Origin of the sequence: Alicyclobacillus cycloheptanicus, from assembly GCF_028751525.1 — a bacterium.
GTDB classification, from domain to species: Bacteria; Bacillota; Bacilli; order Alicyclobacillales; family Alicyclobacillaceae; genus Alicyclobacillus_L; species Alicyclobacillus_L cycloheptanicus.
In genome coordinates this window covers 641,865-658,443 of record NZ_CP067097.1, presented here as the reverse complement: position 1 = coordinate 658,443, position 16,579 = coordinate 641,865, and the positions used below count along the sequence as shown (strand labels likewise).

The window sequence follows — 16,579 nt, the reverse complement described above, 5'->3', positions numbered from 1 at the left end:
GATGAATTACTTAGCGTGGGTACTGATCCACATTACAAACTCCGCGATTACGTCAGAGAGGTGCTTACCCGGCTGCAACGTAATTGCCTTCGCCGAGGTCATCAGGTCCACATTATCATTATCGTTCTCGTAGACGTAGAACTTGACCAGCAGCAGATGTGATTCGGAAAAGCTCTCCAGCAATTCGATCAAGTCCGAGTCCCTCTGAAACGCGTTGCGTACATGTCCTAATTCGTCCGAGAAGTCATACTCTCCGCCAAACATGGTTGCCAGTGGAACGGGCAATTCGATGTTCGCCGCGTTGGCATACTGCGTAAGTTCGTCATTGCCCCACGCCATGATCAAGGCCACTTGCCCGTAGTAGTCTATTTCGCGGATTACGGGGGGTTCCCCCCATGTGGTCCGTAATTGCTGCCTGCGCAATCATTTCTCCCCGCGAAACCAGTGTTGTCTGCTCAATCCCGCTGTTTCCGTTACCCATTACCAACTCGACGTACGGGAACTCCATGCATATGGTCCTCCTCAGAAAATAAAATCCGCAGCGTTGCGCCGCAAGGTTTAGGTGGTAAGCCGCGGTAAAGCGGCCTACCCTTGTTCCCCCTAACTTCTTGCGGCGTCGCTGCGGATACACTCCGAAGGGACGCTCACTCCCCCTGACATCTTAAGTTAATTGTGTCTTAGCCAAGCTTGACAGTCAAGGGGCACCTGTACTGAATCCCTTTGGTGAACTCTATCAATCAACGTTACACTCGATTTTCACAATAGGTCCGATGATTTCAATATCATACTCCGCCCGGAACCGAAGTTCGTGGCCATTGTGTAAATACACCTGTCCAAATTCTCTATGCACATCACAAATGAGCCATTCTCGTTCAGTTTTATTAGATTTCAAGTCGTGAACCAATGCCTTCCTTCCACCGGCTTGGTAGATGTCTTTATTTCCGTATTCTACTATGTACCTAATATTAGGAATTTCCTGGGTGGTCCCCAGAAACTCGCTGCCTACCACGTAGACAAATGCATAGTTGGACACGTTCGGAACTACAGTTATTATTTCTGTACCTGATTTAAGTGTTCCCGTGGTGACGTCGTACTCGGTTGCGCGCACCACTCCAGTTTGGTTAGCCAATTCATGCAGTGTGGACTTCATTAAGCCGAAAAAGGTTGACGACGTATAATGTGCAAGCGCTACCTGATCCAGACGATGTAACCCCACATAACTCTCCCACAGGTGCTGATCGGACGATTCGTCGCCCAACAGATACCCTGGCTCAACTCCGAAGTACTCTGCTAACTTCGCGACGACCATTGGATCGGACCAAGTGTCCGAAGTGCCTTTTAAGACTTCTTCGTTTAGTGTCATTCCGGCATACCGAGACAGTGCTTCCCAATCTGGCGTAAACGTTAGTATTAGCTTTCGTATGTTGTTAACCATAAGCGCCCGGTCTCTAGCCAATATTGATATTAGCGTATCGTACATATGTTCACGAGTCGTATTCTCGTCGCTGTGTATCAACATGTGGGCAAGCTGGCGTGTTGCCTGCGAAACATCAATGGAGTGCTTTACGGATTCCCCAATGGCGCTGCGCATTAGAACTTGATCCATTTGCACTTCTGGTACGCCACGTAGGTAGCTGCCAGAGACGCCATAGTACTCAGCAATTTGACGCAAAATCCTTTCGTCTGGCATTCTCTTCCCGGCCTCGTAATTTGCGTAAGCACCTCGGGAAATGCCAATATTTTCAGCGGCTTGTGCCTGAGTCAATCCTTTGGCCGTGCGTAACATGGTCAAACGCTCTCCAAAATCCATGCTTCTTATACCTCCTCTGTAAGCTCATTATAGCCAACCTTTGCAACACAACAAACACAAACCAAATTAATATCGAAAAAATATGAAGCAATCGTTGACAGGATTATATTTGCTTCATATACTACTAGTATAGATATTATTCTTTGTTCGATCTGAAACATAAACGAACAAAGAATCATCCGCGCAGCTGGGATAGGTTGGGGCAATGGTAAGACCTCTACCGAGCGTTGGTTTGGGGGGGAAGCAAGGCTGCAAAGGGAGGGATCTGCTTGCAAGTTAAGACGTATTACGAGAACGGGCTACCATCGCAAGGTATGCGGCGGGCCAAAGCGGACAAACAGGTAGCGCTGGGTAAAGGCGCATACCACCCCTTTTCTAATGTTTTGGAAGCTCTGGCAGACACCATCAAAACCGAGGAACGCAATGCCCAAAAACTCGTTCAGTCAGTGAGAGAGGTCGGAGATGAAAACCCATGTCTATCCGGTTCTTTGTTGAAGCAACAAACGATTTCGCTGGAGCGGGCGCATCGAAGATTAATCGACAGCTTGGAAGAGTTGTTGAGGTCTTATCAATACGATTCAATGGCCGGATTGAGCGATGAACAGGTCTTGTTGCTAAACTATCCGAGCTATGACTTGGGTGTCTTGTCCCATTATCTCAGGGTACAGCGACACCGCATGGAGTGCCGACAGGAGGTGGGGGCGGTACTGTCGCAGTCGGTGCAAGCAGTTGGTCCTGCTGCACTCGCAGGCCGGGAACAAGAGGCACAGTTCTCGGCTTGTAATGCAGCGGTCGACGACAATACCTGGCACGGAATCGAGGCGTATCACAAAGCGTTAAAAGCAAGCAAGAAAACTAAGGCGGTGGCTGCCACCACCGCCCGGTAACGAAAACAAACGTAAGCACAGTATACCACTGGGTCGTGCGAGGTCGCACGGCTCTTTGTTTTGGCACGGAGGTGGCTTCATGTGGCAAATGAAGATCAAACTATTTTTCGCCACCCACATAATCGCGAAAATCCTTACGCGCAGATCGCACGGGCGACCCTACAGGACACGCGCTTGTCTTGGAAGAGTCGCGGCCTACTGGCATATCTCTTGAGTTTACCCACTGATTGGGAGATCTCTTTTGCGCACTTGGTGAAACAAGCTCCTGATGGAAAGACTTCCTTGCAAACAGCAATCAAGGAATTGCAGACGTACGGTTACCTCGAAAAAAAATCAATACGAGATAAGCGGGGCCGGATCACCAAATGGGAAAACATCATCCGTGAGGTTCCACTGGAGGCTCTTGATCATCCAGATCCTGATTTTCGAGATCAAGAAAATCTAGATGTTGATACTCCAGATGTGGATAACAAGCCGCAACAAAAAACATATAGTAATGTTCACATATCCCGAACAAAGGATAGAGACAACAAACAAGACACTGTTGTCGTCAATTCCGATGTTTTGAAAGAGGTTATAAGGGCCGTGGAACAAGAGTTAGGGGTATCTGTTACATCACTCGTGTCTCGTTTTCCCACATGGGTAGCACAGTACGGTGAACAACGACTTATCGACTGCGCCCGATACGTCAAGGAGAAACAAATGGATTTCCCAATTGGTGCCTTTCGGAGCGCTGTTGAGAAAAAATGGGATTTACAAGGTGGCGATAACAGTGGAACAAGTCGGAACAACGGTACACACTCTCGTGGCAAAGGCAAGGGTCTCACCCCCAGCACCGACATCGAGCCGGGGATCGTCAACTAAGACATACAAGTGCGCCAAGTGCCGGGACGTAGGCTGGTTGGCTGTGCTGGACGACGGCCGGGTGTTTCCCTTCGGGGCACTGGAGACGGTGGGAGAAACGCCTCCCGCAAGAAAGTGCGACTGTCAGGACGAGGCGCAGCGTCACCAACTGATGACAACCAGTCAAATTAGTCCCAAGTTTCGCCGAAAGTCGTTCAACAACTTTTACGTCAAGGGCAGGCCCAAAGCCGTGCAGATCGCGTACCAAGTTGCCCGGAAGTACGCCGAAGACTTCCTCTTTCGGCGTCACGAAGATAAGAACAGCCTCGCCTTGCTTGGTGTCAGTGGTTCGGGCAAGACCCATCTTCTGATGGCGGTTGCCAACCAACTCATGGCAGAGGGTGTATCCGTGCTTTACTGGCCATGGGTGGAGGGGAAGGGCGATCTCAAAGGTGAGCGCAATTTAATTGAAGCCAAATTGCGGCAAATGAGGGGGGTTGATGTACTTTTCATCGACGACTTGTTAAAGGGTACGGCGGAACCCACGCCTTTCGAATTTGACAGTGTCTTTGGGATCATTAATTTCCGGGTGCAAAACGGGCTACCGATGCTCATTAGCTCTGAGCTCGACCTCGACACAATCCGCAAGTTTGACAATGCCCTTGGCCGCCGCATCGCGGAGGTCTGCACGGTTGCGCAGATCGCATTGTACAGTGGCGAAACTGGCGTATTGGATTACACACTCGCTTCAAGGAGGTGATGAATATGTGGCGATATGGTCTCACCGCACGGCAGTACGCCGAGCAGACGTGGCGCAAGTCGTGGTGGCGCGAATATCTCCGCTTGCGCCTGGTCGTGGACCAGCTGCCGCCCGAGGTTATCGAGCCTCGGGAGGCACTGAAGCGTGTTGATCACATTCTTGCGCTGGCTTGCAAACGCGGCGACAGGTCTTTCCGCCGCGTAGCAACCGGCAAAAGGCTCCGTCCAGCTATGCAGGCAGTATGTGATGCCTTGGTTGAGGTTGGCTACATGGACCTCTACCAAGCCTTGTAATACATTGTATTACGTCCGCAATTCCGCGCCCCGCAAGGGGTTGCGGGATTTTGTATTACACCAAAACCTGTGTTCGTACTACACTTTGTATTACACCACGCAACACGTAATACAAGTGTATTACAAAACGCCGAGAACGCCTATTGTATCAAGGGTTCCCGACGTTTTTATTTTGCTGTGGGTGAGTGGATACCAAGGCGGACGAAGGTCAGGAAGATACAGGTGGATTAAGGGAGCGAGGGCATTACATCAATGGTATACTGTCCCGTCTTGGTGTCTACTCACTTCCGGGGAGGGATGCCATGTGGATTCGATGGAAACGATGGTGGCGGTGATTGCGGCAACGCTGGCGGCTCGGGATGCGGGTATCGACAGGGCGGCCATCGAGACGATGCAAAACATGATGAATCACTATCTCACATTGCCTCGGTCGACATTGTGGCAAGACATGGCGGAATACGAGTCGCATTTATGGGAGGCGAAGGATCATGACCAATCGTGATGCCGAGGCGTATATGGTGTTGGCTGCCAAAGATGTTGGCTTGAGTCGAGAGGTTGTGAGACAGCTGGTCGAGTGCTTGGCATGGCGCATGGACGTGATGACAGAGAGTGAGGCAGTACGGGCGGCCGACAAGTGGTTGCAGTCAGCAGAGGGAGGTTGATGATGGTGATGATGTGGAGACTGGTGCGGCTTGGCGTGTTTTTGGCTGGTGCTGTCGTCATCTGGTCACACAGTGGTGCTATTGAGGATGCTGTGATATCCAGAGTCGACCCAAGCTACCAGCCGGGGCAAGTGCAGGTGACGATGCATCAGGCGGTGCAGGGGATTCAGGAGGCTTCGCTGGTGCTTGGCGGTGATTGATACCGGTCCGTCTAAATGGTACCTTGATGCTAGGCGTCAAACACTCACGGCTAGGCAAATAACGGGACCAAAGAAGTCTGGAGACTGCGACTCCAGGCTTTTTTGGTGTTTTCGGTTTTATAGGGGGGATGCCCATGGCAAACAATGTCGCAACAGAGACACCCCGGATCGATGAGGTGGTACGAACATACGGTAAAACAACCGTGCACATCAGGCCTTCCATCATTGACGACTCGATAAATCGACGCAAGGCGGTTTTGGAAGCCATAGCTGATTGCTTCAGAAAGGAGTTTGAGAGTTAGGGACAAAAACGATACCACGGCTTGCCCTTTACCGGGCAAGGCCCGCTCCTTATCCTCCCTCGCTGCGCTCAGTCCGGTATCGCTCTTCGCCTTGCCCTCGGGCTACGCCGTGGATGAGATCGGGGTAAGCCCCTCACCACAGGGGGTGACACCCGAACCGGAGGCGAACAGGATGGACAAGGTACAAGTGTTGGTTGACAAGCTGGAGCAGGGCGTATTGGCAGTATATAGCGGTGACAAGTGGCGAGAAGTACTGGAGGTCCAATCGCGCTTTCACAATTACAGTTTTAGCAACGTGATGTTGATTTTGATGCAGTGCCCGCACGCCTCACATGTCGCAGGGTTCAACACTTGGAAACAGCTTGGACGGCATGTTGTGAGGGGCGAAAAAGCAATTCAGATTCTTGCTCCTATGATTTGCAAGAAGGTAGAAATCAATGAAGATGGAGCGGAAGTGGAAAAGTCGAGCCTTTATGGATTTCGTGTGGTTAATGTATTTGATGTCAGCCAAACGGCTGGTAAGGAACTCCCAAGGCTGACAACCGAGCTCGACGGGAATAGTACGATGGCCACAGAATTGATTGAAGCTCTCATAAATGTGATTCAGATTCCAGTCGAGTTTGACGACATCGCGGGCGGCGCAAAAGGGTACTATTCGCCCGGCGAACACCGGATCGCAATCAAAGCGGGAATGGCAGCCGACCAAACGGCCAAGACGTTGATCCATGAGTTCACGCACAGCCTGTTACACAACGTGGATTCGGACAACAAGGGCAAGACACGAGGGCAAATCGAGGCGGAGGCGGAGGGCACAGCATTCGTGGTCGCCAGTTACTTCGGACTGGATACCAGTAACTATAGTTTCGGGTACGTTGCAGGATGGGCGTCCCAAGATGGTGGGACTGAACTTGTGCGATCCATCGGTACCACGATCCAGCGCACCGCGCACCAAGTCATCGCAGCGTTAGAGGCATACCTACACCCGGATTCTAAGGCCAGCGCTTGAGACACTGTACACCCTTTATCACCAGATGGACCGCTCGACAACCAGGGCGGTTCTTACATTTACTGGAGGCGATCTGGTTGCAGAAAAGAAATACAGGATAACCACCGTTCCGGCGCTGTTCCACACACCCGGCAAAGCCGGGTGGGAGTGCTTTGTAAAAGGTGACACAACTTTGTGCTTAATCTTGTGAAATCCACGGGAAAATGTTCCGTGTCTTTCGATAGTCCGCCTTACAGCGGGCTTTTTTCGTGTCACACAAGGAGGTGATCGGAGGATGGCAACGCAGACAGACAACCGAGTGCAAGTCAGGGTACGGGTGGACCCGGACACACTGGCGCTAGTGGATGCCGAGGCAGTGAGACGGGGGATAAGTCGTGACCAACTAATCAGAGAAGCCCTTGATACACACCTGTCAGTCATGGTGATCCAACGTTATACTCCCCTTCTTCGGGACGCATTCGACTCCGTGTTGCAAAGACATGTGGACAGGCTGGCGAAGCTGGCAGCCAAAGGTGCCCGGTCTGCCGAGGCTACATTCTATCTTTTACAGGCAATGGTCGAAATGCTTGACGGCATTGATTCGGAAAGCGCTGTTTACGAGGCCCGAAAAAAGGCCGCTGCCTATGTACGTTCGCCCCTGGCCGACGAAGTAGGTGAGTACGATGCCACAGATTAGCAGACCTTTTGTGCTGCGAATCCGTCACGGTCGTTCAAAGGTAGCAAACGTTGCACATGCCAAGTACATTGCCACTCGCGAAGGGGTGGATTTGGAGACCGAAATTGCATCAATGGACAAGGACCAAGACCTATCCATCCACGCGCAATACATGGACGAACGACCACGGTCTGAGGGTCTGTTTGGCCCTGACCCAACTCTTGCACCGGACTTAGACGCAGTAAAGTCTACCATGCGTCATCATGACGGACCTGTGTGGCAGGGAGTCCTTTCCCTTGATGAAGAGGACGCCGTAACGCTCGGCTATGGCGACGGGCAACAGTGGCGCGATCTCACAAGACGGTCACTGGCACGGTTAGCCGAGGAGGGCATGGGCCTACGCCCCGGTGAGTATCACTGGGTAGCCGCACACCACCGCGAGCCAGGACATCCACACGTACACTTTTTGATGTGGCAGGATGACGCCGCGCCAAGGCGTCGAGCGATGTTGAGCAAAGATGAATTACGCAAAGCTCGGCAAGCTGTGAGCAAAGAAGTCTATGGTCCTCTGAGAACTCAGATAACCACGGAAAAAACCATCATGAGGGATTTGATTGTTGCGGAAGCAAGGGACACTATCCGCCCATCTGAAAAGACGGCGGATCGGGTAGAGCAAACGCTTGAAAAAGCGGAAAGAGAATTGGTAGCAACCGGACGGCTAGAAAAGGATGTGCTTGCTCCGACAAGCTGGCCTGCAATTGATGTGGCAGAACTAAATGATAAGTTAACCGCGCTCTCGCAAAAAATGCCCGGTAAAGGCAGGGCGGCACTGGCATTCATGCCCGAGGAAGTTAAAAGAGAAGCAAGAGACATTGCCGACTGGGTTTTATCTCGTCCCTCACTCGCTAAAGTGCGGCACCAATGGGAGCAATCAGTTGACGATCTTACATCCTTGTACTCTTCACAACCAAAGCGACTACAAGAGGCGCGAGAGAAAGCCTATGAAGACCTGCGGGATCGTGTTGCACAGTCGGTAATACAACGGGCCGGGGATATGGATCGAACGGCCAAACTTGGTCAACTGCATGTCCGCCAAAACGTCAAATCCGTGTTTCAATCGGCCTTCCAAGCAATACAGGGGGAACACCTAAAAGCCCAGGCGCAGGCCGAAGTCGCAAAACGAAGAGCAGTTCAGCAACGTGCCGCAGAACAAAGAAGGGACAACGAGAGGGGGTGGTGACGACGAAACAAAATATGTTCCGATGGGCGATAAGGGCAGTCCTGTGGGCTGTCCTCTTAGTCGTAGATTTTCGCATTTTGCCAGCACTTGGGCATCTGCACGGGTACATCAGGATTGCGGACCCTAACCTTTTTGCTAACTACTGGCTGCTGGCCCTATCGGGCCATTGGTCTTGGCATCCGCAATGGCACAGTCAATCATGGTGGATCATGCAGGGGGTCATGATTCTTTTGGCCACCGCTGTCTACTGGGGTACCCGAGGTGGTTTGGCCGCAAGACTTAGTAAATTGAGCACCGCTGCCGCAGCGACGCATGGGTCGGCACGGTGGAGAACGAGGAGAGAATGGGGACGAACCCTTGATAAGCAATTGATGGATGCGCCGTCAGTGGCGGGGATTGTGGTTGGATCGGAGAGAGGAACCACGTGGACAACCAACCCCACATGGGGCAATCCGCACGCGTTAGTAATTGGAGCTACGCGGTCGGGTAAATCGCGGCGAGTGATACTGCCGAGTATATGGACGATTGGTCATTCTCACGAATCTATGGTGTTGACCGATCCCAAAGGCGAGTTACACACAATGACGGCAGCCTGGTTACGACAGCAGGGGTACGAGGTAATTCGGATCAACTTACTGCATCCGACACAGGCAAATCGCTGGAATCCATTGACTGCCATTGGACAGGCACGGGAACAAGGGGACACAGAAGAAGCGGTGCGGCTGGCGTGGGAACTGGCGGATGTGATAGTGAGTGACAACGGCCAAACCGACCCTATCTGGCCACAAGCGGAACAGTCTTTAATCTCAGCACTTTCGTTAGGGGTTGTGTGGGAAGCATCACAGGCGGCTAAACATCCTGCAACCGCATATCGCATTTTAACCGAACTTGGGCAAGACGGTGGCGAGCAACTGGACGCATGGTTTCGTTCGCTACCACCGGAGCATCCTGCAAGATTAGCCTACGGGACGGCAGCTCTGTCAGAGAGTAGAACGAGATCGAGCATCTATACCGGCACTGCCGCTCACATGCGGCTATATGCTGACGCAGGAATCGCAGCCATGACATCCAGTAGTGACCACGACCCAGCAAGTGTTGGTGTCAGGCCCACAGCCGTGTTTCTCCTTCTGCCCGATGAAGCAGCTGCCAGGCGAACCATAGCGTCACTCTACATTACCCAGATGTATTCCGCGCTTACCACTGTGGCTCGCGAGTGCGGCGGAACATTGCCAACGCCAGTGTGGTTTTTGATGGATGAATTTGGAAACGTTGGTAAAGTGCCTGATATGACGGGGAAAATGACTGTCAGCGCTGGACGTGGCATCCGGTGGTTACTGGCAGTGCAGAGTTTGGCACAGATTGAGCAAGTCTATGGCAGGCAGGCCGCAGAAACAATTGCGGGTAACTGTGACACATGGCTCTATCTGCGTACCGCAGACCCACAGACGGCGAAAGTCATCAGTAGTAAGGCAGGGCAATACACAGTGCGCACATATTCGCAGTCCCAACAATCTCGCCAACCGAGCGTTTTAGGGCTGTCCGAATCCGTAACCGGACGGCCCTTAATCATGCCCGACGAGGTATTGAGATGGCCGCAGGGCCAGTCATTATTGCTTCAAAGCGGAGAGTACGCGGCCCAGTTACCACTCGCTGATTTATCCGAGTGGCCGCTGGCGTCCAAAGCGTTTGACGCACGACAGGCGTTCAGCGGGCAGAGGGGAGTGAGTACTGCGCACGTGGAGACGTGGGTGCCGGATACTACGCAACCCGCAGTATCCTCTACTGACAAAATCAAAAAGACCAACGCCTCGCGATTGTTTGGCAAGGGCAACAAGTCGAAATCACAGGAGGATTGATAGCATGACCAGGATAATGCGCTCCATTATTGGTGCTTTGGCCGTGATGACTTGGCCTTTCACAGCATTTGCAAGCAGTCAGCCGCAGTTTGTATCAGGCATTTACAACATGCTTAACTCCATCGACACCTGGCTTCTGTTTCTCACCCCAGTTAGTGGTGGCGTAATGATTGCCTATCACCAGTTGTCCAAAATGTTTGCTGGTGGCGACTTCTCGCAAACAGAGCAACATAATCGGGCGACCAAAAAGGTATTGGTCGCCGTTGTCATTGTCGAACTCGCCATGGCTGGCGTCAAGTGGCTCATCTCCACCCTCGGCGGGTGATTCTGATGCAAGGAGGTGAACAATGTGGAGGTGATCGTGTATGGGCAATGTTGCTGGCAATCTGATGTGGCGGGGTCTTGGGTACTTGCTCCAGCATATGGCTCAGTCCCTATTTGGGACTCCGCTGCATGACATGATCAAGTTGATCACCACGGTCGGGGGGCTGAAAGATTACTTTTCCGCCCCTTGGCTCGTCTACCTGATCCACTTGTCTCAAGCATTTGCAGGGACATTGTTGGGATTAACACTGGCTTGGCAGGCGTACCACCTTTATATCATGAGAACTACTGGCGACGGGGGTAATCCTACCGACCTGCTGGTCAAGGTAATGTATGGGGCGGTGGGAATCGTGGTGTATCCCTGGGCGGCACGGTACATGATCCCGGTCGCCAATGGGCTGGCCGATGTGGTGGCCAGTGCACCGTTTGGGTCATCCCTACCAAACATGTCCACCAATCTGCAAGGCACACTATCGACGGCGATGCAAGCACAGGCTGACATGTTTCTCGTACCCCTGCTGCTGTTGATAGGCTTGGTCTTGCTGATTGTGATATTCATTCAGAGCATGATTCGTACGGTGGAACTGATCGTCATTGGTGTGATCGGACCTGTATTTTCCGTTGGTTGGTTGGGCAATGGGGGTATAGCAATGTCATTTTGGAGGGAGCTCATTACACTTGGTATGTCCCAGGTAGTGCAGGTAATGATGCTTTGGATTACGTCGGCGTTGGTCGCGAGTCCGGCCCAGTCTATCGGACACGCGATTATCACACCCTTTATGTTGATTGCCTCACTTTGGGTGACGTATAAGACGCCATCGCTCCTGCGCCAGTGGACTTACCACACAGGCGTCGGGCAGGCAGCGGGTGCTGGTGCAAGCACAGCGATCCACGTTGCACTGATGAGAGCAAAATGGTGATTGGAGGTGATGCTTATGCGGGAGTATTTGGTTCCCGCCAACGTGGTTACACACTTTGAATTTTTTGTAGGTTTTGGATGGACGGAGATGGGGATTACGTTGTTGGGCATCACAGCAGGCGGTGTCCTTTTTGCTGCCCTTGGAGTAGTTCACGCGCCGGTTGTGGTGCGGCTAGTGGTGTGGGCGACGTGCGGGGCGGTCGCGTTTCTATGCACTCGTAAGGTCGATGGCACGTTTTCGCTACTCGACTATTTGCGGCTCTGGCGACGATGGGCAAGCAGACCGAGGGAGTATTGGTTGTGGTAGGAGGTGCATGCGGGTGTTTGGTACACGTAACGGACGGGACCCGCAAGAGACGGCGAGGCAGCACAGGTACAAGACGGCGCTAGAGTGGATGCCTGTAAAGGACGTGTACGAGGGGCTTATTCACCGCAAGGACGGACAGTACGTTGCCGTGCTGGAGATTTCGCCGATCAATCTGTCCTTGCTGTCCGAGCGCGAACAAGAGCAAAAGGTGGCAGCACTACATGAGGCAATTAACGGACTGAGGGGTGGATTCCAATTGCTCATTTTACCCCATCCAATCGACTTGTATGGGTATTTCAGGAGTTTAGAAAACCAGATACGCGAAGCAAATGGAATCCGTCGCAGTTTGCTGGTGGATCAGCTAGCATATGTCCGGTTAATTGTTTCTGGTGGACAAGCGATTGAGTGGCGGTACTACATGCTCGTCGCGTCTCGTGATAAGAAAGACGCAGTGGAACAGGCTCGCGAACTGGCCCACAGTCTTTCAGGCGCTGGGCTTGAGGCTACGCTGTTGGAAGACGATGCACTAATCGGGATGTTGCACACATGGGCGAATCCGAGCAGTGCGGCGTTTGAGCGCCCAGTTACCACAAGCCTAACGACGCTATCAGTCTGAGGAGGTGATGAAACCATGGGCAATCCAATCATCGAGGCAGTCACGCCGGCAGGAGTTGGTTTTCAGCCCAACCACCTGTACTTTGGTGACCAATACGGCAAGGTTCTACTTGTTACAAATTACCCGCCTCGGGTAGGCATTGGGTGGCTGTCACGAGTTGGCCAAATACCTGGAGTGGTCCTGAGTGTTCACACGACGCCGACCGACCCGACTGCACTTATCAAACAGATCAACATTTCCATCGGGGAGTTGGGCGCGCGCTTGGAGCAAGGCAGCAACGCACTAGTCCGCCAGCGCACAGAGCAGGCATTGCAAGACGCGCAAACCTTGCTCCGTACAATCGACCAGGAGCAGCAACAGGTCTACTATGTAACGGTTACGATCTTGGTTCTGGCGGCCACTCAGGAGGAGTTGTCGCGCCGAGTCAACCGAGTTCAGTCTTCCGCTGCCGCACAGGGTATGCGTGCAAGAGTTCTAACTTTTGCGCAAGAACAAGGTCTACGGGCGACGTCTCCCTGGGCTGAGTTGCCTGTGGATGTGCCTGGACAACGCAATATGCCAGCCGAAACCATTGCGGCGATGTTGCCATTTACCAAGCACGGCCTTAATACGGGTACGGGTGTCATCATAGGGCGCGACGCAGATAGCGGCCTTGTGTTGCTGGATCATTGGGGATCGGAGGGAGCCAACACAACTAACGCCAACATGGCTGTACTCGGAATCCCCGGCGGAGGCAAGTCCTACAGTGTTAAGGTCGAGATGTTACGTCACTATGCACAGGGCGTGCAATTCATTGTCGTCGATCCAGAACGAGAATATGGAGGGATTTGCGAATCACTCGGTGGCGACTGGATCGATACAACAGGCGATGGTGGCCGAATCAACCCTTTGCAAGTTCTTCCTTTGTTGGATGAGTCAGCAACTAGCGGGTCTACGACGCGAGGGCCATTAGCTTCACACTTGCAATTCTTCCGGGGGTTCATTGCTGCCTATCTCCAAGACCTAACCCAAACGGAAATGGCAGCTCTGGAAGAAGCGGTGACGGAGGTATACAAGACACACGGGATTGACTGGCATACCGATCCGTCTACGGTTGAAAAGTGGCCGACGATGGCAGACCTGTACGAGTATCTGCAAACCCACTATGAGGACTCTCGCTTGCCATTATTGCTGCGGTCGGCGGCAGTGGGCGCGGATGCGGCCATCTGGCAAGGCCAAACTACAGTCACAACGAACTCAGATTTGACAGTGCTCGACATCTACGGATTGCGCGACGCTGCTGATAATGTGAAACGGGCGCAGTACTACCTGACCACGTATTATGCGTGGTATCTCGTCCGCCGCGCCCGTTCGAGTAGTAGGCATATCGTGATGGTGATTGATGAGGCGTACCTGTTGATCGATGAGCGCAATCCAGCGACTTTGCAATTTGTTTTTGAAGTTGCGAAGAGGATCAGGAAATACGGTCCGCCCCCGATTGGGGCGGGCCTATGGTTGATTACCCAAAACGTATCCGATTTTCTGAGCGGGTCGGCTAAATCCTACGGAGAAGCGATTTTTGGCTCGTGCGATTACAAGCTGTTAATGAGACTAGGGGAGAGAGATTTGGAGCGATTGATTCCGCTTCTTAAGCTGTCCGAAGCCGAACAAACACTGCTTACCAACGCTAAACGTGGAGAGGGCTTACTGTTGGCTGGACGCGACCGCGTGCGGCTGAAGACCGAGGCCACGGAGTTAGAGCACCGGATTATAACGGGTGGTGATGGCTAATGCCCGCACCTGCCGTTACCGCCGCCGCCAAAGCCGGGATAAAGGTCCTGTCGTATCTTGTGGACACCGACGATCTCAAACGGATCGTCGGTTTTTTGTTGGCGTTCGCGGCAGGCATTCTTGCCTTAGTTGTAATACTTCCGATGTTGTTTCTGTCCATGCCGCTTGCATCTGGCACGCAAGTAACGCAATACATTCAAGCCAGCGAACAAATCCAAAAATCAAAAGGGGTGATGGTGCCGTGGCAGGACTTAGCAGCAATTGATGCAGTGCGTTTTCACCAAAATTTCAGTCATACCAGTCCCGCCGAGATCAAGCAACTTGCCGGGCAGTTTTTGCTTGCTCACAAACGCAAGGTGACTACGTGTCACGGATCGGGAGCTAACAAACACTGTACCAAAGTTACTAAGACTACCTACACGGTCCGGTCACTACAAGGTGTCATGGACGAGTTGGAAATGAGCGACAAGCAACAACAGCAGGTACGCAACATGATCCAGTCACTGACGATGCAAACGACTCGCTGGACGGGTGCCAAAGGGTCAGCAGGTGTCTACAAGTGGATGCCAGTCATCACCCAGGATGCACGGCAGGCGGGTATTAATCCAGCATTAGTGGCAGCCATCATGAGCGTTGAGAGTGGGGGTAATCCAAGCGCCGTCTCACCCGCTGGGGCTGAAGGCATTATGCAAATGATGCCGGGCACAGCGGCTGATTGGGGGGTCGATGACCCGTTCGACCCGCAACAAGAGATCGCAGGAGCAACGCGGATGATTGCGAGTTTGTATCGTCAATACAACGGTGACATTTCGCTCGTCGCGGCAGCTTACAATGCCGGGTCTGGAGCGGTTGCCGAGTACGGTGGGGTTCCGCCGTATCTAGAAACGGAAGCGTATGTCGGCAAAGTCGAATCCGCCTACCAATACTACCACTCTCACCCAACGGCGTCCCAGTGACGCCGATTTCATTTTCATGGAGGAGATTCACTATGAAGAAAACTACCATCCGCAACGTCGCAATTGCGTCCGGTATTGCCGCGCTTTCGGTACTTGGCGTCGGCATCGCCAATCCAACAGCGCTCGTACCGACGACACATCAAGTCATCCAGCATCTTGAGCATACCGGCAAGTTGGCGGTGCCGTCTGCACACCCGTTGAGTGGGTCTGACAATGACCCGGTGCATAATCACACAGGATTTGTGGAGATTTCGGACAACAAAGTCTACGTTGGGCAACCTATCCTGGCGATCTTAGGCACGACATGGCCGACAGCGAGTCTCGACGCGCCGGGGGCTAAGATCAAGGTCGTTAGACCAATCATTTCTCAATGGCAATCACAGAATTATGCCGAGACCATCACGCAATTTTTGCCATCCCATGACACACCGCAACTCGATAATTATGCTGGTCACTTTGCTGTGGGATACTGGCAATTGATTTATGCCACTCCTGGGAAACACGATATCACGGTAAATCTGGGTGGCGGTCACGTACACACTGCGAGTATTACTGTCGTTCCGTTGCCCGCGAAATACCATGACGTGCAATATCGCGGTGTGGCCGAGTCCACGACCATGCAGCTTGGTATTGACCCATCAGGCGAACAACCTGCCAATTGGCCGTGGGCATTCGTTGTCAAAGTGTCAACTAACCATACCCACTTTAGCCACAGCATTCCGAGGGTTACGCAGCCGTGGTCAGTGCCTTTTACGATCCATGCGAACGAGCGGGGCGAGATCGTCGAGAGGCTGACGACACCCAGTTATCCCAGTAACGGTAGCTTAACATCTCCGGCAGAGACGTTTACTCCGCAGGCAGCGGCTACGCCTAACTATCTCGCTACTTACTCTGTGCCAACGCCCGTGACCGAGCATGGTACGACTCCAGTGCGGTTTTGGTCTTATTGGCTGGGGCACTACAACACCGCGCAGTCGTGGACATGGCAGCCGACACTATATGCGGAGTGGGAGTGGCTGGCGCTGGCTGGGTTATTCGCCTTAATGTCGCTGCTGGGCGGGGTCCACCGTCCGAACAAAGGAGACAAGTCAAGCCAAACGACCAGTGGAGGAAAGGCGGCCCTTTAAGGGTCGCCTTCAAATCGGAAGGAGGAAAAAACCATGGTGTCTACTA

19 protein-coding genes are annotated in these 16,579 nt (G+C 52.8%); 17 read left to right on the top strand and 2 right to left on the bottom strand.

The annotated features are described in order from the left end of the window. Positions 1-6 precede the first annotated feature (6 nt). Together JI721_RS03100 and JI721_RS03095 are read right to left on the bottom strand one after the other, a co-directional pair. Positions 7-339 (bottom strand): hypothetical protein, encoded by a 333-nt coding sequence (locus tag JI721_RS03100; RefSeq protein ID WP_274456619.1) that lies wholly within the window; start codon positions 337-339, stop codon positions 7-9. Between the two features lie 394 nt (positions 340-733). Continuing rightward, positions 734-1,810, bottom strand: coding sequence for a helix-turn-helix domain-containing protein (locus JI721_RS03095; RefSeq protein WP_274456618.1), 1,077 nt, complete (start codon positions 1,808-1,810; stop codon positions 734-736). Between the two features lie 269 nt (positions 1,811-2,079). On the opposite strand from JI721_RS03095, the gene JI721_RS03090 reads away from it, so the two are divergent. The 17 genes from JI721_RS03090 to JI721_RS03010 all read left to right on the top strand — a co-directional run bounded on the left by JI721_RS03090 (position 2,080) and on the right by JI721_RS03010 (position 16,533). Then, a complete protein-coding gene (locus JI721_RS03090) occupies positions 2,080-2,697 on the top strand; it encodes a hypothetical protein (protein WP_274456617.1) in 618 nt (205 codons plus the stop codon). An 81-nt stretch (positions 2,698-2,778) separates the two neighbouring features. Next, positions 2,779-3,561, top strand: coding sequence for a helix-turn-helix domain-containing protein (locus JI721_RS03085; protein ID WP_274456615.1), 783 nt, complete (start codon positions 2,779-2,781; stop codon positions 3,559-3,561). Further along, positions 3,458-4,300 carry a DnaA ATPase domain-containing protein gene (locus JI721_RS03080; protein WP_307016505.1) on the top strand — a complete coding sequence of 281 codons (843 nt, stop codon included), beginning with the start codon at positions 3,458-3,460 and terminating at the stop codon, positions 4,298-4,300. Before JI721_RS03085 ends, JI721_RS03080 begins: the two co-directional genes overlap by 104 nt. A 5-nt stretch (positions 4,301-4,305) precedes the next feature. After that, positions 4,306-4,593: a hypothetical protein gene (locus tag JI721_RS03075; protein WP_274456613.1), complete on the top strand. Its 288-nt coding sequence runs from the start codon at positions 4,306-4,308 to the stop codon at positions 4,591-4,593. A gap of 304 nt (positions 4,594-4,897) precedes the next feature. After that, entirely contained in the window at positions 4,898-5,095 is a 198-nt protein-coding gene (locus tag JI721_RS03070; protein WP_274456612.1) for a hypothetical protein, read from the top strand. After that, the gene (locus JI721_RS03065) at positions 5,082-5,255 is read left to right on the top strand and encodes a hypothetical protein (protein ID WP_274456611.1); all 174 of its coding nucleotides are present in this window, start codon (positions 5,082-5,084) and stop codon (positions 5,253-5,255) included. The genes JI721_RS03070 and JI721_RS03065 overlap by 14 nt, the downstream gene beginning before the upstream one ends. A 5-nt stretch (positions 5,256-5,260) precedes the next feature. Then, a complete protein-coding gene (locus JI721_RS03060; protein ID WP_274456610.1) occupies positions 5,261-5,455 on the top strand; it encodes a hypothetical protein in 195 nt (64 codons plus the stop codon). Between the two features lie 474 nt (positions 5,456-5,929). Beyond that, entirely contained in the window at positions 5,930-6,763 is an 834-nt protein-coding gene (locus tag JI721_RS03055; protein WP_274456609.1) for an ArdC family protein, read from the top strand. 274 nt (positions 6,764-7,037) lie between these two features. Then, a complete protein-coding gene (locus tag JI721_RS03050; protein WP_274456608.1) occupies positions 7,038-7,439 on the top strand; it encodes a ribbon-helix-helix domain-containing protein in 402 nt (133 codons plus the stop codon). Then, positions 7,426-8,658, top strand: coding sequence for a MobP3 family relaxase (gene mobP3 / locus JI721_RS03045; protein ID WP_307016501.1), 1,233 nt, complete (start codon positions 7,426-7,428; stop codon positions 8,656-8,658). The genes JI721_RS03050 and mobP3 overlap by 14 nt, the downstream gene beginning before the upstream one ends. Before the next feature lie 14 nt (positions 8,659-8,672). Next, complete coding sequence (locus JI721_RS03040; protein ID WP_307016514.1) at positions 8,673-10,514, top strand: VirD4-like conjugal transfer protein, CD1115 family; 1,842 nt, start codon at positions 8,673-8,675, stop codon at positions 10,512-10,514. A 4-nt stretch (positions 10,515-10,518) separates the two neighbouring features. Next, on the top strand, positions 10,519-10,839 hold the full coding sequence (locus tag JI721_RS03035; protein ID WP_274456606.1) for a hypothetical protein: 321 nt from the start codon (positions 10,519-10,521) through the stop codon (positions 10,837-10,839). Positions 10,840-10,879: 40 nt separating this feature from the next. After that, positions 10,880-11,758, top strand: a complete 879-nt coding sequence (locus JI721_RS03030) for a conjugal transfer protein TrbL family protein (protein ID WP_274456605.1) — start codon at positions 10,880-10,882, stop codon at positions 11,756-11,758. A 319-nt stretch (positions 11,759-12,077) separates the two neighbouring features. Continuing rightward, entirely contained in the window at positions 12,078-12,680 is a 603-nt protein-coding gene (locus tag JI721_RS03025) for a TraC-like domain-containing protein (RefSeq protein ID WP_274456604.1), read from the top strand. Positions 12,681-12,695: 15 nt separating this feature from the next. Then, entirely contained in the window at positions 12,696-14,450 is a 1,755-nt protein-coding gene (locus JI721_RS03020; protein ID WP_274456603.1) for a VirB4 family type IV secretion system protein, read from the top strand. Further along, positions 14,450-15,406: a lytic transglycosylase domain-containing protein gene (locus JI721_RS03015; RefSeq protein ID WP_274456601.1), complete on the top strand. Its 957-nt coding sequence runs from the start codon at positions 14,450-14,452 to the stop codon at positions 15,404-15,406. Before JI721_RS03020 ends, JI721_RS03015 begins: the two co-directional genes overlap by 1 nt. Before the next feature lie 32 nt (positions 15,407-15,438). Beyond that, complete coding sequence (locus tag JI721_RS03010; RefSeq protein ID WP_274456599.1) at positions 15,439-16,533, top strand: hypothetical protein; 1,095 nt, start codon at positions 15,439-15,441, stop codon at positions 16,531-16,533. The last annotated feature ends 46 nt before the right edge of the window (positions 16,534-16,579 follow it).

Bases quoted from the DNA above. Each gene is read 5' to 3' on its own strand.
- JI721_RS03010 (WP_274456599.1), top strand. From the start codon at position 15,439: ATGAAGAAAACTACCATCCGCAACGTCGCAATTGCGTCCGGTATTGCC.
- JI721_RS03100 (WP_274456619.1), bottom strand. From the start codon at position 339: ATGGCGTGGGGCAATGACGAACTTACGCAGTATGCCAACGCGGCGAAC.
- JI721_RS03065 (WP_274456611.1), top strand. From the start codon at position 5,082: ATGACCAATCGTGATGCCGAGGCGTATATGGTGTTGGCTGCCAAAGAT.
- JI721_RS03040 (WP_307016514.1), top strand. From the start codon at position 8,673: ATGTTCCGATGGGCGATAAGGGCAGTCCTGTGGGCTGTCCTCTTAGTC.
- JI721_RS03020 (WP_274456603.1), top strand. From the start codon at position 12,696: ATGGGCAATCCAATCATCGAGGCAGTCACGCCGGCAGGAGTTGGTTTT.
- mobP3 (WP_307016501.1), top strand. From the start codon at position 7,426: ATGCCACAGATTAGCAGACCTTTTGTGCTGCGAATCCGTCACGGTCGT.
- JI721_RS03015 (WP_274456601.1), top strand. From the start codon at position 14,450: ATGCCCGCACCTGCCGTTACCGCCGCCGCCAAAGCCGGGATAAAGGTC.
- JI721_RS03055 (WP_274456609.1), top strand. From the start codon at position 5,930: ATGGACAAGGTACAAGTGTTGGTTGACAAGCTGGAGCAGGGCGTATTG.
- JI721_RS03075 (WP_274456613.1), top strand. From the start codon at position 4,306: ATGTGGCGATATGGTCTCACCGCACGGCAGTACGCCGAGCAGACGTGG.
- JI721_RS03095 (WP_274456618.1), bottom strand. From the start codon at position 1,810: ATGGATTTTGGAGAGCGTTTGACCATGTTACGCACGGCCAAAGGATTG.
- JI721_RS03030 (WP_274456605.1), top strand. From the start codon at position 10,880: ATGGGCAATGTTGCTGGCAATCTGATGTGGCGGGGTCTTGGGTACTTG.
- JI721_RS03050 (WP_274456608.1), top strand. From the start codon at position 7,038: ATGGCAACGCAGACAGACAACCGAGTGCAAGTCAGGGTACGGGTGGAC.
- JI721_RS03035 (WP_274456606.1), top strand. From the start codon at position 10,519: ATGACCAGGATAATGCGCTCCATTATTGGTGCTTTGGCCGTGATGACT.